This window comes from Pseudomonas alkylphenolica, from assembly GCF_004025535.1.
Lineage (GTDB): Bacteria > Pseudomonadota > Gammaproteobacteria > Pseudomonadales > Pseudomonadaceae > Aquipseudomonas > Aquipseudomonas alkylphenolica_A.
In genome coordinates, this window is sequence record NZ_QJRG01000050.1 from 238,971 (window position 1) to 253,893 (window position 14,923).

The following is a 14,923-nucleotide window of genomic DNA, read 5'->3' on the forward strand; positions in this document are numbered from 1 at the left end:
CTGTGCAACGCCACTCGTCGCGCACCCTGCGTTTCTATTTAAACTTTCCTGTTTTCGCTGTCCTCCGAATTAGACGAGCCCATGCTCGTGCTAACGATGTAGAGGTGAACAGAAATGACCAATACAGGAAAAAACAATCCAGGCGGCTTTTCTGACCGGGACAAGCAAACCGGCAAGAAAGGTGAACAGAACACCGGTGGCAATTTTGCCGACGATCCACAACGCGCCTCTGAGGCAGGACACAAGGGCGGCCACGCTTCGGGTGGTCAGCCATCGCGCGATTCCGACCGCATGGCCGGCGCAGGCTCGCGTCGTGGCGGCGAATTTGCCGACGACAAGGAAAACATGCCCAAGCCTGGCCAGAAAGGCGGTCAAGCGTCCGGTGCACGGCAATCGGACGATTCGGAGCGCATGAGCGGCGGTGGCCAGGGAAGTGCTCGCGGCACCCATGTTACCGACCGTGATAAATCCTCGGACAAGGCGCGCAAAGACCACGAGCAGGGTGGTGGCGGAGGGCGCAAATCCTGATTAGGTACATCTCCGTCAAGCCCGATATCTGTTTCGGGCTTGATGGGGTTTCGGCCAAAAGCCGTTTGTCGAAGTCTGCCTACCCGTCAGGTACAGCCCCAATACCGGTGTACCGCGCCATGCACGCCCTGAACCGGATCTTGCTCCGGAAACGACAGCGAGAGAATGCTCGCCAACTGTTGCTGGCTTGGTGCCTGGCGACAGGTGTCGGCGTGCTGGCCCGGGGGATAGGCGCCGACCACCAGAAAGTCATCACTGCATTGCGTATTGCAGTGGCCGGTACCGACCGGCAGCAGTAAGACATCACCCGCACTGACCTCTACCAGACGCCCGTTCGGGCCGCCCAGCATCAGGCGCGCAAAGCCGCTGACGACGCCAAGCACTTCGTGGCCCTGGGTGTGGTAATGGTGGTAGTCGTACACCCCGGCGCACCATTGCGGCGGCCAACCATGGGTGCTGAAGGTATTCTTGAAATCGGCCACCGGATCGCTGCCTTTGGCAGCAATGGCCTTGATGTAAATGAGTATCGGCAGGTGCGGGTTATTGGGCACCCATTCATTGGGTTCGAGCAGCAGGGTTTGCACGGGAGCATACACAGGCTGCGACCTGACCATGAAGCGTCCTCCGCTGGTTGTGCATCGTCTGGAAGATTCCTGTTTTTGTTATTCTCGGCAGTAGGCGGATACAATCCGGCCAACGCTGTCCTTCGCAGACCGAGCATCAACTGTGGTGGTGAAGCCCCAGTCTTTCGATAGTAGTAGGTTTCGCGCAGACACGTTCCTGACCCCCCAGCTACTTCTTACTGCAAATGGCAGGGTGGTCAGATCTATGGCGAGTGCAAATCTCAGGCGCTTTTCGTGACAGGAGCCCTCAGCTCACTGGCCAACTTTCGGGCCTTGCCGACACCCCATGCCAATGCGCGGGTCATGGTCTGGCCGGGTAGGTTTTGATGGGCTTCTTCGTGAAGCATCATGCCTGAGGGCCCATAAATGCCCAGGAACATCTGGGTAGCGCCAGTGCAGGAGAGGCGGACCTGAACATCAATGACTGTTCCGTCCTCCAGCGTCTCATCATGGATGCGATGATGAAGGGTGGGATCTGCCCATGACCAGAACAGAGTTCCGCGATTCCGCATTTTCCCAAGCTCCAGTATTTGATGGGTTTACACCAGAATTTAGCGGGCCTGAGAAAACTCGCAGCGGGCAAACGGTTGCGCGAAAGTGTCTGCCGACAAACGGCGTAATGGCTGCAATCATCGCCAGATACAGGCTTCAATCTACGTCAGCCCGTCTGCGATGCGTCGACCCTGTCCGTTCGTACCATGCCAGCAGCGGCTGGGTGCTCACCCCGTGCGCCACAATACTCAAAGCCACCACGGAAAGTGCAAAGCCACTGCTGGTTGTCGCCATATCGCCAGGCAGTCCGTGATTGAAAGAATAGAACAGGTAGTAAAGGCTACCGATGCCCCTTATCCCGAACCAGCCCAGCAGGCTTTTCTGACGCACGTCCAGGCGGCTGCACAGGGTCTGAAGAAACACCGCCAATGGGCGTATCACCAGGAACAACGCTGTAGCCACGATCAACGCGCGTGCGTCCCAATGTTCGATTAGTACTACCCCCAGCAAAGTGACCAGGAATACCTCCAATGCGCGTTCTACCAGGTTACCGAAAGCCAGCATGTCTCCGAGCATGATCCCGGCCGCGACCTGGGTGTCCTCCAGCGCCTGGACATCACCCTTCACCGCATGTTCGGGTGCGACATGCTGATGCCCGACCACCGGCTGCACCAGGTGTTCGGCAGGCTCATGCGCTTGCGGGCAGCTGTGTACTTCTGCCTGGCGCAATCCAAGCCCGGCGGCAAATACGGCGAGGAAACCATAGCCATCGATCACCTCGGCCAAGACATAAGCCAGTGCGATCAGCGCGAGGCTGAGGTAATCGTTCGGGGAAACAGTACTGTCATTGTGGCGAGTACGCAGGTACAAGGTCAGCCACCCCAGGCCGCGGCCCATCCAGTAGCCACAAAGCAGGCCAACCGGCACAGCCCAGAGTACATCGTGCAATAGCCAGTAACCCAGCCACTGCTCATCACCCTCATTGTGCTGAATCAACAGCAGACCAAGCATCACGAACGGGAACGCGATGCCATCATTGAGTCCGGCTTCCCCTGACAGGCTGAAGCGCACGGGGTCCTTGTCCTGGGCATCGCTGACCTGGACCAGACTTGCCAATACGGGGTCAGTGGGTGCCAGAATGGCTCCGATCAGTACCGACACACCCCAGTCCATGCCCAGGCCGTAGTGCAGCAGAAGACTGACGCCGGCAATGCAGAACAACATGACCGGCCCGGCCAGGATGAAGGCAACCAGCCAGCGGCAGCTGCGCAACGGCAGCCGCAGCTTGAGGCCGCTGACGAAAAGGGAGAACAGCACGGCAACCTCGGTGAGGTGCTCCATCCAGCCGGAAGCCCGGGACAGGTCGAGCTGCAACCAGCCCATACCGCCAGGACCGAGGGCCGCTCCCAGCCCAAGGCACACCACCGAAGTGGTGACTGGCAGCCAGCGCAGGTACGCGGAGGTCAGGGCCAGCAGCAGCAGGACCGCGCCCAATACGGCAACCCAGACAATAAAGTTCATGCCCTTGCCTACACCCGGTAGACACCCCAGCGGATGCCGATGCTGTCATCCTGCATTATTCCTTTTGGCCATACTTGGCCTGGAGTTGTTTGGCTTGTTGAAGATGATGCTCAAGTTTTGGCAGTACGTCGCTCGCGAATGCCTTGAGTTCAGCGGTGTCAGACGAGCTCGCTTCCTTACTGAAGAGTTCCACCGCCTTTTCGTGGGCATCAACCTGGTTGTTGAGGTATGAGCGATCAAAGGACTCGTCGCGCCATTCCAGTATCACTTTCTTGACCTTGTCCGTTACCGCGGCTTCGTTCGGCACGCTGATGTCGTGTTTGCGTGCGATATCGCCAAGCATCTGATTTGCCCGGGTGTGATCGGTGACCATTTGTTGGGCGAACGCGGTGATGTCGGGGTTCTTGCTCTTTTCCATGGCCAGGTTGCCAGCCACTACTTCGGCAATGCCTGCTTCAGTGGCAGCATCGACGAAGTCGGATGACGTGGCAGCCAGCACAGAAGCGCAAGACAAACCCAATACGACGGAAAAACCGATTGTTTTGAGGAATAGAGTATTCATGTCTCACTCCAGAACAGGATTCGCGACGTCGGTGTCGCTACAGAGTGAGAGCCTGTTCTGCGCAGAAAGGTTTAGTTTTTCAGTCGTAGACCGCCTATGGAGGGCCAACGGAACATTGGCGGCCAGCAACGCTCAGACATTCAAGGACAATAGGGGACTATCGTGGAACTGTGGATTGACCTGCTGCAATGGCCAGCCATGCTGCTTACGGTGGCGGCTGCCTGGGGGACCGGCTCGCGTCATGCCCGGGGGCGCCGGATCGGCTTCTGCTGCTTCATCTGCAGCAACGTGTTGTGGGTGATTTGGGGCTGGCATACCCACGCCTGGGCGTTGGTGGTACTGCAGTTCTGCTTGTGTGCAATGAACCTGCGAGGCTTGAAGAAGAACACGCCATCGGCGGACTGACCGACAGATCAGTATCCGGCGGTCTGTGCGCAATGGCTGCGACACGCGGTGTTCTGCAGCTGTCCGTCCACGACATCATTCAGAGCGCGTTGGTGAGTGGCACCTTGTGCCAGCGATTGGTAATAGACCGCCAACTGCTGATCGGCGTTGGTACCCGTGGTGAGAATACGTGCAGCGTGATCGATGTGCTCCGAGTCGATTGCAAACCGGGCTTGCAGCTCAAGCAACCACGCGTGTGCCGACACTGGCCCTTGCGCAACCGGATCAATGAAGCGTCCGTCACGACCGTCGCGCATGGCGCGCCAGAGGTTCTCCTGGGTAAGCCATTGCGCCTCGCATGTTAGCTGTGAGCCTTGTGCAGGTGTCTCCACGCTGTGCTCGACCATTTGCCGGAACATTTCGGCGATGCATAGGCCGTCTTCGAGGTGAGGACAACCATCGGCCAGACGCAATTCCACGGTGGGGTAGCGCCTTGAGGGGCGAATCAGCCACCAGCAATCCGACTCCGGCCCAAGGGCCCCGGTGCGGCGCAGCAGGTCAAGGTAACGCTGGTAGTCATTCCAGTCCTTCAGCCGCTCTGGCAGGCCCATGCGTGGCCATTCGTTGCACAACACGCGACGGTAGCTGCGATAGCCGCTGGCCTGCCCCTCCCAGAACGGGGATGAGGTACTGAGCACCAGCAACAGCGGCAACCAGGGCAGCAGTTGGTTGATCAGGTGGATGCGGTCATGGCCAGGCGCAATGCCGACATGAACATGCAGGCCACACACCAGGCTGCGCCGGGCCACCAGGCGGTGATCCTCGAAAAGTGTGCGGAAGTGTTCGCCAGAGGCGGGCTGCTGAAACCACCAAGCGCCAAATGGATGGCTGCCAGCGGCGCAAATACCCAGGCCGTTCACAGCCAGTGCGGATGCCAGGCGTTGGCGGTGGCTGCGCAAAAAATCCCGCGCTTGGGCCATGCTGTAGAAAATTGGCGACGCCAGTTCGATCTGGCTTTGGAACATCTCCTGGGCGAAATACTGCCCGAGTACCTCACGACACGCCGCAAGGGCGGGCGCGCCGGGTGTGGTAACCACCTGGCGGCTGTCCAATGCCACCAGCAGGTATTCTTCCTCGATGCCGAACCCCTGTTTCATTCGCGGCAGGTCACGGTAAGCGTTACAGCAGCAATACGTTCCACGTCCTGATAGCCAGGTTGCAGCAGTTGCTCGCCAAACACGTCAGGGTCCAGTTCCTGATAGCGCCACACCCATCGGGTCGGCTCGAGTATGTCGTTGAGCGCATCAAGGAACCGGTCCTGGCCTTCGACTATCGCCACCCCCGTGTAAAGCAGCAGCGTGCCTCCTGGCGCAAGGCGTGGCAGGGACTCCTTGACGATCCGCAGCGACAATCCTTCGCCCAGGGTTCCGCCGCCGTGACGATAGGTACGTTCACTGGCATCGAGCATGTAAGGCGGGTTGGCGACAATCAGGTCAAAAGTGCCGGTGACACCCTGCAGGACATCGCTGTGCGCTACCGAGACATTGGCCAGTTCTGCCAAGGCGACGTTAATGGCGGTATAGCGCAGGGCCAGATCATTGATATCCACGGCCGTCACCTGTGCGTGGCGCCGGGCGGCGGCAATGACGATAGCGCCGATACCGGTGCCGGCGCCTATTTCAATCGCATGGTTGACCGGGTTGATGCTGTGCTGCAGATGCGCCTGGATTACCTGCGCGAAGCGATAACTGTCAGGCCCGAAGAACACGGCATCGGTCGATTCGGTAGGGTAGCCTGAATGCAGAAACAGCCATTCGCCCAGGGTCGAAAAACGCACGGTGCTACGCAACTCGCTGCCCTGCGGCTCGACGATATCGGCCAGGTGCATCTGTTCCAGTTCGTCAGGTGAAATCCGCTCGGGGGCAAAGCGTCGGTTCCAGCCGAATATATCGCGCAGGCTGCGAGCCGGATCTGTAAGGGGCCGATCGAGGTTACGCTGATGGGTGGCGGGGGTAACGCAGGTGAAGGAATAGCCGTCGGCCTGCAAGCGCCGCCCTAAATGAAGCAGTGCCCGGTCAGCCTGGGTTTGTCGGTTGGTCAGTTGCATCAGGGGTGACCTCCGTTCAAACCGGTTATCTGGCGATACCGCCGGGTGGCGGCCAAGCCGTCAGGCAAGGCGTGGCGGGCACCTGCCATCCGGGCAATAAGCTGATCCAGTGGCATTGCCCGCCCAGATGCTTGATCGGCGTTTGTGTCGGCAATGGCCTGCGCTGCCTTACGTGGACGCTGAACGGGTTGCCAGTCAGCTGCAATCCAGTCATGCAACAGTTGCTTTTCATAGGGGCTGAACACACCGAACATCGCAGCCGTGGGCCCTTCGACGAGTTGCCAGAAGCGACTGTCGGCGGGGGGCTGCCCGCGTTTGATCCAGCCCTTGCGTTGTAGTGCAACAAAGAACCCTGCGATGCTGCCTGGCTCTGCCAGCCACTGGTTCACCGTGCGGCCTTCAAGGCGGCAGTAATCCGAGTGCATGTGACTGCCGAAGCTGCGTTTGCGTTCGAACGCTTGCAGTAGCTGCTCCTCAAGGTCGAAGCCGGCGGCGATATCGGCGGCGCCCAGGCCCAGATCGTTGAGCCGGTAACCCTTGGCAACGCGGTGGTAGAACACCTCTTGATCTTTGTCTGGCCATAGCTGGAGGAGGGCCTGAACGGCCTTGCAGGCATGGCCGGTGCTGGCGTTGTCGATGGTGATGTGAAGCCTGAAGTAGTGCGGGTCGATGCCCAGTTCGTCCAGTTCGAACGCGGTCACCAGTAAATGCAGTGGCAATTGTTCATAGCCGAGGTTGTAGCCAATGACTTCAGGCAGGTAGGCGTCCATGTTCAGACCCAGTGCCAGTTGCAACGCGCCCTGCAAGTAGCGCTCGTCGGCCAGGGGGAGGCTTTCATGGCAGCCAAGGCTGGCGAGCAGGCGCTGATAGATGAGCACGTGGTTACACGCCGCATCACCGTCGCCGAGCTCTTCCAGGTAAGTACGGATCAGGCCATGGAAGCGGGGGTCGTTGCTGTGGTGCAGCGCACCAAACAGCCAGGCACCATCAACCGCTTTGGTCGGGGCCACCTGCTGCAGGAAATAGAGAGCATGGGCGCGGTTGCTGAAATACTGCCGGGGTGCGCCCTGGCGGCGTTCATCGAGGTAGCTTGCATACTGGCGGGCAACGTTGGCAGCACGTTGTGCGGTCCAGTCGGCAAGGGTGGTCGGATCGGCGGGCAGTTCATTCGCAAACCTGTCAGCCTGACGCAATTGAGTGTCGAGCCAGGCAGTACTGCCCGAGGTATCACCTTGGGCCAGCGCTTCGTAGTGCGCCTTCAGAGCCCCCGCACGCACCGAAAGGGCCACGTCTGGCAGGCTCATTGCGTTTTATCCTTTTGAGTGTCAGGTGGCTGCTGCATCTGCAGTGAAGGCTTGCTGCGGTCGGTGTCCTGTTCGATGTGCTTGGGCTCGTCGAAGCAGCCCTGCAGCAATATCAGGGAGAAACAGAGCAGTAAGGGGCGACTGAATCTCATGAGCTGTTCCTCCTGATGGAAGGGTTCATATATGCAGAGGAAACTGTACGCACCCTGAAGTTCAGTCAGATTGGCTCAGTGGCAGCCCGGTAAAACCTACATGGTTTTTCAGACCTCCAATGATTCAAAGAATCGGCTTGCCACCGGTGTTGGTGGGCGCTGGCGCAGTGGTTTGGTACTCCTGCGCTGGCAACGACTGATCTGCATTGCTTAAAACCTTGTAGAGCGCCTCCAGTGCCTTGGCGTCATGCTCCAAGTGGGCCGCGATGTCGTTGATGCGTCGGGACAGCTTCGGCGTCAACGCCAGACGCCCCAGCTCGCGCAGCAACTCGGCAGCAGCCTCGTCATTGAACGACGCGCTGCGGATGGTGCACAGGGTTTCGAAGTCGTTTGTCATATGAAAACCTCCGGGGCGAATGCTCATAACGAGCATTCGCCTCACCTGCATTAGAAGAGCTTGAGGAAGTTGATGTAGAGCCGCGGCGCCTTGCCGTTGTCGTCATCCAGCTCTTCAGCCGACACCGAACGGGTCAGCGGGAAGGCGATTTCCGGGGTGACGTAGGTGTCCTTGAACACCTGCAGGTGGGCGCCAAAACCGGCTGAGGACAAGCTTTGCGTAGTCTCCCAGCTGGGGGCTTCACTCCACACCTTGCCGAAGTCCCAGAAGGCGTAGTACTGGGTCGGAATGGCATAACCCTTCATGGCGTGGATGCGGTTGTATTGCAGCTCGGTTTTCAGCGCAAAGCCACGGTCACCGGTGATCTCCGAAGGGTCGTAGCCACGCCCGAACTCACTGCCGCCCACGCCGAACTGTTCCGGCGACAGCAGCGCCTGGCCAAAGGACGTTTGCGCAGTGGCGGCCAGGTACAGGTTCAAACCGTCCATCAGGCGGCTCAGGTCCTGCAAGCGTTGAGCATCGAGCTGCAGTTTGGTGAAGTCGGTTTCGCCACCTGCGCGTGAAGGGTTCTGCCGACTTTCGTTACTCGCACCCATGATCGACAAACCCTGGCTCAGCTCGGCCTTGGCCAGGTTCCTGCCGCCATAGCTGTCAATGAAGTCGTAGCTTGCGCCCAGGCGCACGGCACGTATGCGGTCGTCGCTTGACGGCGAGTGGTGCGGGTCGTCGAAATACTCGGACTTGCCGTTGTAATAGGTAAAGGCAGCCGAGGTCTTGAAGGTTTCGTCGCGCTGACGTATCCACGGCCGGGTGATGCGCACCGCCAGGGTGTCGCCGGAACTGTTGGCGTTGAGAAACGAGTAGGTATCGGCGTTGCCGTCGTTGTGCTGGGCGAGCAGGCTGAGGACATCGCCCTGGCTGCCCACGGGCAATTCATACTGGCCTTCGAAAAAGGTCATCTTGTCGCCTTCGACAGATTTGCCGGCACGAATGCCCAGATGATCGCCGCGACCGGTAAGGTCGTTGATGCCGATGCCGCCGTAGACCTGCCAGGGCCCGAAGTAGCGGCTGTCGCGGTTATCGAAACCGATAAAGCCTTCGTACTTGCGCTGGGTGTTTTCCACCGCAAGATCAGTCCCGGCTTCCACGGGCGAGGCCTTGAGGGTGCCGCGACTGTCGTTGCCCGAAACATCATTCATCAGCAGCAGGTTACGCTCCAGCGTGGCACTGGTCGGCGGGACTTCCTGACGGATGTTGTCGGCGTAGCGTTCCAGTGCCTGGTTGCTTGGGCCGCTGAAGGCAACCTGGTTGATCTTGCCTTCGAACACCTGGATGGTCAGGTTGCCGCCTTCCAGGCGTTGCTGCGGCACGAACGCCTTGGCCAGCAGGAAGCCCGCCTTGCGGTAGCGTTGGGTGATGGTGTCGATCACCGCATTGATTTCGCCGAGGTTGACACGGTTGCCTTCCAGGCGCGCCACCACCGGGTTGAATGTACCCGGGGGGTAGCTGGTCACACCGATCAACGTCACCTTGTTGACCTTGAAACGCGGCATGTCGGCTGGCAGCGCGGTCATTTCCCTGGGCATTTCCTCCAGTTGCGGGGTCACCGAGGTTGCCGGCAGTTGCAGGGTTTCGGGCATTTGCGTTGCAGAGGTGCGTGCGCCGCTACGGTCGGGCACTTCGACCCGGCCGGGGTTCAGTTGTCCCAGCGGCGCGGCCTGTACCTGTGCTGCCAGCAACAGGCCAGAGAATACTGCCACCGCCAGGCGGGTCAAGCGTGAGGGATGGATGTTCATGATTATTTACCTCCCTGTTCGGGCGCCTGCAGGTCATGGGGAATGACGCTGCGATTCCAGTCCGGGACGATGAACTTGCCGTCTTTGAAGTGGCTGTTGGCGTAATCCAGCACGTCCTGGATATCCGGGACGGTGCTGCTGGCGTCACCATAGGCGCGTGGTTTACAGATCAGTTGCACGGCATAGGTGCGGGCCACCGCCGGAGTAACCGAGTAGTTGGCGGACACGGCCGAGGGGGATTCCAGCGCCGTGCAGCGGGTGTTGCCCGGCGACTGCGCAGTAACGGGCACGATCTGGCGTACCGCGTTGGGTACCGGCTCGACAGGTAGCGGGCCGACCGGTGCAGGTTCAATGGGTAACGGTTCAATCGGCGCCAGCGGGCCGGTGATGGTCAGGGTGCCGTCGTGGAAGGTCACGGTGTAGTTCGTACCGGCTTGATAGGCCTGCCCCTGACCAATGCCATAGGCGCCTATGGCTTCGCCGGGGGCGCGTACCAGCGAGCCCTGGGCGATAGCTGCCGTGTCGCCGTTTTTCAGGCCGCTGACCTGGTAGGTCAGTTGCGGGTCGACAGCACCGAGGACCTTGGATTTACTGTCAGCGTGGACGTCAAGTGGCGCCGGGGTAACCTGCAGGTTGCCTTCCTTGAACACCATCGTGTAGTTGCCGCTGCTCAACACGACATTGCCCTGGGTGATGGCATAGCCGCTGTCCCTGACATTTTCTCCTGATTGTCGATCCAGCGAGCCCGCGACTACGGCCGATGCGCTGTCGCCGTGCTTGAGCCCTTGCACCGAATAGGTCAGCAGGGGATCAAGATCACCGTAGACCTTGGTCTGGTGATCGGCGGTCACCGTCAGCTCGGCGGGCGTAATCGCCAACTGACCGTCGTTGAAGGTCAGAATGTAGTTGCCACCTTTGCCGCCATTGAGGCCCAGATCGCCCTGGTTCACGGTGTAGCGGCCGACATTTTCACCGCTGTCACGCTGTACGGCGCCACCATTGAGGACGTCTGCGGCGCTGTCACCATTGACCAGGCCGTTAACCCGGTAGGTGAGGCCCGGGTCGACTTCGCCATACACCTTGGAATGGTCGCCGGCATCGATTTGCAGCGCGGCGGGGGTGATGGTAAGTACGCCGTCCTGGAAGTTGAGGATGTAGTTCTGGCTGGTGCTGACCAGGTCAACGTTGCCGATGGCATAGCCACCCGCTTTTACATCTTCGCCGGCTTCGCGTTGCAAGCCGCCGTTATTGAGTACGGCGTCCTGCTGGTCGCCACGTTTGAGCCCGGACACCTGATAACTCAGTGCGGGATCGACTTGCCCATAGACCTTGGTTTTGTCGTCGGCACGCACCAGCAGGGTAGCGGGGGTAATGGTGAAGGTGCCTGCCTGATAGCTGAGGATGTAGTTCTGGCCCTTGCCCTGGTTGAGCCCGATCGAGCCTTGATCGATGTTGTAGCCACCGGCCACGACATCTTCACCCGCCTGACGCTGCAAGGCACCGCTGTTGAGCACATCGCCGGCCTGGTCCTGGCCTTTGAGGCCGCCGAGTTGGTAGCCGAGCGATGGGTCCAGATCACCATAGACCTTGCCGTTGTTATCGGCGGTGAGGGTGAGGGCGGCCGGGGTAATGGTCAGTTTGCCTTCGATGAACTGCAGGACGTAGTTACTGCCCTGATCGTTGTTCAGGCCGATGCTGCCTTGATTGATGCTGTAGCCAGGTGTGCGGACGTCTTCGCCCGCTTCACGGCCAAGGCTGCCGTTATTGAGAACCGAAGCGGCGGTGTCGCCGTTCTTCAGCCCTGAAAGCACATGTGTGAGTGCCGGGTCGGCGTCGCCGTAGACTTTCGACTTGTCTTGCGCCTGTAGCGTGACTGTCGCAGGGGAGATCTGCAGCTTGCCGTCGACATATTTCAGGGTGTAGTTGCCGCCCAGGCCATTGTTGAGCGCCAGTGCACCCTGATTGATGCCGTAGTGGCCGACATTCTCACCCGCTTGACGGGCAAGCGCGCCCTGCAGCAGGTCGGCGCCGTTGTGACCGAGTTTTGCCCCGGACACGCCATAATCCAGTGCCGGATCGCTGTCACCGTAGGTCTTGCCTTTGTCGTTGGCAGTGACGGTCAGTTGCGCGGGCGTGACCGTCAGGGTGGCGGGGTTGTTCTGCAGGGTGTAGCGCTGCTGGGCGAACGCGTCGCCACTCAAACCACCCTTGATGGCGTAGTCGCCAACATTGGATTGCGCGTCGGCTGCCGTGGCAGGCGAAGATTGGGTCACACCAGACCTGCCGAGCTGGGCGTCCACGTAGTGGTCGATGCCGCGCACCTGTTCGGTGGTGGCACCGCTGTACTGGATGTTCTGGGTGAGGGCCGGGTTTGGCTCGCCATACTCACGACTGACGTTATCAGGGATGGCGATGACGCCCGCCTTGTTGCCAGCGATCGTGACGTTGGTGTCGCTCTTGTCCTGGGTAGACAGAAACTGCATCCGCGCCGTTTCGAACAGGTTTTGCTGAGTGACCGGCTTGCCATCGGTGGTTTGAACCCAGGGTTTATCGTCGGCGAGCCAGCCAATCCTGGCCAGTACTGCGTCGGTTTCACTCTGCAGCTTGAATATCAGCTGCTGGGATGTGTCGGTGGAGGGTTTGTACTGGATCTCCTGCTGGTTGGCCGCCCCCGGGATGTACTCGCTATCAACGCCCCAGTAGTTTTCGAAGTACTGGTTCTTGACACCGACAGCAAGTGTTCCGCCAACAGGGCTGAGGGAAAAGCCCACCGGTACATCGACGGTAACGCCGTTTCTGGTGACGATGGGTGCATTGACGTCAGCGGGGTTCGGTTTGAACTGCCAGAGTGCATTGTCAGTGTCGCGAAAACTGATGCCGTAAATCAGGTAGTCGGAGCTGTCCAGGTAGCGCAGTACATCGGCCTGGGGAATCTCGTTGCCGTTCTCGTCATGAAAGTTCAGCGCCTCGAACACCACGTAGTCGAACGTCTGGCCGTTGCCAGGGCTCAGGGTTACCGTCCGGTCTGTTTCGTTGTTGCCAATGACCACCTGCGTACCGACCTGGGTCAGGGCATAGGCTTTGACGCCGCTGAGGGTTTCGCCGGTCAACGGCGCGGTAATGGTTTTGCTGGTGTCTGGCCCGTTGCCGGTGGCGTTGGTCTGGCTGAAGGTAAAGATGCCGTTGCTGGCCTTGCCCGCCAGCTCGCCGGCGAAGTTCAGCCCGCTGTCCATTCTCACGCTTGCGCCTTCAAGCGCCACCTTGCTGCCGATCAGGGCGGTGTTTGCCTGCTGGAAAATGGACGCGGTGTTGGCGGTCTTGAGCCAGGCGATACCTGAGCCGACGTCGATGATCGCGCGCTGGCCGTAAGCGGCGTCACCACTGCTGCCGTTCGGGGCGTTGTCGATCAGGCGGATGTCACCGGTCGCGCTGATATACAGGTTGCCGTCCTTGAGCAGGATCGGCGCCTTGATGTTGACCGCACCATTGGCATGGCTCTTGTCGTTGCCATCGAAGGTGCTGATCAAGCCGGCATTGCCTGCACCGATCAGGGCCAGGGTAGAGGTGCTGACACGACCGTCGTTGTTGACCGTTGCAAGGTTGGTGGCAATGATCGGCGCATTGACGTTGAGGGTCTCGGTGGCCTGGATCACCACATTGCCTTGCGCCAGGCCATTGACCACGGCACTGGCCGCCACCGAACCGCTGCCCAGGTTATCGTCGCCGGTTGCGCTGATGTTCACGGTTTGCGGGTCGAGTAACCAGGTGCCGCTGGCCTTTGCGCCCCGGGTATTGACGTTGGCGTCTGCGGTCACCGTCAGGTGCTTGCCCGACGTTTCCACCACGCCGCCGTTGGCTTTGCCGGTGGCGGAGGCAGAGCCGGCAAAATGCGTCGAGCCATCGCTCCAGACAACGATCCGCCCACCGTCGGTTGTGCCGTCAGCCTTGAGCGCCGCACCCTTGGCGACATGGGTGGTTTTGGCTGCAGGCTCAGCGCCCTTGCCCTGAAAGCTGCCGCCGACCAGCACCTTGCCACCTGCACCCTGGGTGCCGGAAGCATCGATTCTGGCGCTGCCAGCCACATTCACGGCATCGCCCAGCACCTTGATCGAACCACCGTTGCTGCCTTTGGCGCTGAGGTTGCCGGTGACGTTGGTTTGCGCAGCGCTGCCCAGCACAATGGTGCCGCCATCATTGCTGACCGAGTCGGCATTTACATTGCCGCCCAGGTTGATGACCGAATCCAGGTGTTTGGCGGCGCGCTGAGCGCTCATGCTCACCACGCCGCCCGCGACGTCGATTTCGCCGCTGTTATGGACGCCACCGGTGACGTCGGCATTGACGCTGCCAGGCTCCCCCGGGTTGCCACTGACGGCGATGTTGAGCAGCCCGTCACCGTGGAAATCAAGGGTTGCCTGCGGGCCGGTGGCCAGCTGCACAGTGCCTTTTCTGGCCTGAATGACACCTGCGTTGGACACCTGGGCGCCGAGCAGCGCAACCATACCGTTGTCGTGAACGGTGATGCGACCCTGGTTGGTGACCGAACCGGTCAGTTGAATATCCAGCTTGCCGGTGGCTGCGAATTGCCTGGCCTGTTCTTCAGTGAGAAAACCGGCACTGGCGATCAGCGCACTGGAGGCGATGTGAGCATTCGGGCCGACCCACACGCCGTTGGGGTTGACCAGGATCAGCTGGCCATTGGACGTCACCGCGCCATAGATCTTCGACGGGTCGCTGCCCATCACGCGGTTAAGGGTGACCGACTTGCCGTCCGGCTGGTTGAAGGTGATCTTGTGGTCGGGGCCTACGTTGAAACTCTGCCAGTTGATCGCGGTACGCGCGCCGGAGGTGTTGACCTCCATCTGCTTGCCTTGCTGGTTGATCGTTGCCTGGCCACCGATTACCTGCCCGGCCTGTGGCAGGTCGGCAGCTGCGGCGCACGACACCGGTGCGGTGATGCCTGCGGTGGCCAGCGCGACGGCAACACACAGTGCGGTAAGGGTACCGCAGGGGTGTCCCAGCCCCGGTTTCGGATACGTGTACATGGTGTTTCTCCT

At 60.3% G+C, this 14,923-nt stretch carries 13 protein-coding genes; 2 read left to right on the forward strand and 11 right to left on the reverse strand.

The window, feature by feature from the left end; translation table 11 throughout:
* Window positions 1-114 precede the first annotated feature (114 nt).
* Window positions 115-528 carry a general stress protein gene (locus DM813_RS27855; RefSeq protein ID WP_128326622.1) on the forward strand — a complete coding sequence of 138 codons (414 nt, stop codon included), beginning with the start codon at window positions 115-117 and terminating at the stop codon, window positions 526-528.
* Window positions 529-614: 86 nt separating this feature from the next.
* On the opposite strand, the gene DM813_RS27860 is transcribed toward DM813_RS27855, so the two are convergent.
* The 4 genes from DM813_RS27860 to DM813_RS27875 form a co-directional block, all read right to left on the reverse strand.
* A complete protein-coding gene (locus tag DM813_RS27860; protein ID WP_128326623.1) occupies window positions 615-1,142 on the reverse strand; it encodes a cupin in 528 nt (175 codons plus the stop codon).
* Window positions 1,143-1,372: 230 nt separating this feature from the next.
* Entirely contained in the window at window positions 1,373-1,663 is a 291-nt protein-coding gene (locus DM813_RS28755; RefSeq protein ID WP_128326624.1) for a hypothetical protein, read from the reverse strand.
* Between the two features lie 136 nt (window positions 1,664-1,799).
* Window positions 1,800-3,164, reverse strand: coding sequence for a cation:proton antiporter (locus DM813_RS27870; RefSeq protein WP_128326625.1), 1,365 nt, complete (start codon window positions 3,162-3,164; stop codon window positions 1,800-1,802).
* A gap of 55 nt (window positions 3,165-3,219) precedes the next feature.
* Window positions 3,220-3,726 carry a DUF4142 domain-containing protein gene (locus DM813_RS27875; RefSeq protein WP_128326626.1) on the reverse strand — a complete coding sequence of 169 codons (507 nt, stop codon included), beginning with the start codon at window positions 3,724-3,726 and terminating at the stop codon, window positions 3,220-3,222.
* A gap of 162 nt (window positions 3,727-3,888) precedes the next feature.
* On the opposite strand from DM813_RS27875, the gene DM813_RS27880 reads away from it, so the two are divergent.
* Window positions 3,889-4,131, forward strand: coding sequence for a hypothetical protein (locus tag DM813_RS27880; protein ID WP_206617443.1), 243 nt, complete (start codon window positions 3,889-3,891; stop codon window positions 4,129-4,131).
* A gap of 8 nt (window positions 4,132-4,139) precedes the next feature.
* On the opposite strand, the gene DM813_RS27885 is transcribed toward DM813_RS27880, so the two are convergent.
* The 7 genes from DM813_RS27885 to DM813_RS27910 form a co-directional block, all read right to left on the reverse strand.
* Window positions 4,140-5,267: a carboxylate-amine ligase gene (locus DM813_RS27885; RefSeq protein ID WP_128326627.1), complete on the reverse strand. Its 1,128-nt coding sequence runs from the start codon at window positions 5,265-5,267 to the stop codon at window positions 4,140-4,142.
* Window positions 5,264-6,217, reverse strand: coding sequence for a methyltransferase (locus DM813_RS27890; protein WP_128326628.1), 954 nt, complete (start codon window positions 6,215-6,217; stop codon window positions 5,264-5,266). The genes DM813_RS27885 and DM813_RS27890 overlap by 4 nt, the downstream gene beginning before the upstream one ends.
* Window positions 6,217-7,521: an iron-containing redox enzyme family protein gene (locus DM813_RS27895; RefSeq protein WP_128326629.1), complete on the reverse strand. Its 1,305-nt coding sequence runs from the start codon at window positions 7,519-7,521 to the stop codon at window positions 6,217-6,219. Before DM813_RS27895 ends, DM813_RS27890 begins: the two co-directional genes overlap by 1 nt.
* Entirely contained in the window at window positions 7,518-7,673 is a 156-nt protein-coding gene (locus DM813_RS28535) for a hypothetical protein (protein ID WP_164897308.1), read from the reverse strand. The genes DM813_RS27895 and DM813_RS28535 overlap by 4 nt, the downstream gene beginning before the upstream one ends.
* A gap of 124 nt (window positions 7,674-7,797) precedes the next feature.
* Complete coding sequence (locus DM813_RS27900) at window positions 7,798-8,070, reverse strand: hypothetical protein (RefSeq protein WP_128326630.1); 273 nt, start codon at window positions 8,068-8,070, stop codon at window positions 7,798-7,800.
* Between the two features lie 50 nt (window positions 8,071-8,120).
* Window positions 8,121-9,866: a ShlB/FhaC/HecB family hemolysin secretion/activation protein gene (locus tag DM813_RS27905; protein WP_128326631.1), complete on the reverse strand. Its 1,746-nt coding sequence runs from the start codon at window positions 9,864-9,866 to the stop codon at window positions 8,121-8,123.
* Between the two features lie 2 nt (window positions 9,867-9,868).
* Window positions 9,869-14,911 carry an MBG domain-containing protein gene (locus tag DM813_RS27910; protein ID WP_241653256.1) on the reverse strand — a complete coding sequence of 1,681 codons (5,043 nt, stop codon included), beginning with the start codon at window positions 14,909-14,911 and terminating at the stop codon, window positions 9,869-9,871.
* Window positions 14,912-14,923: the final 12 nt, after the last annotated feature.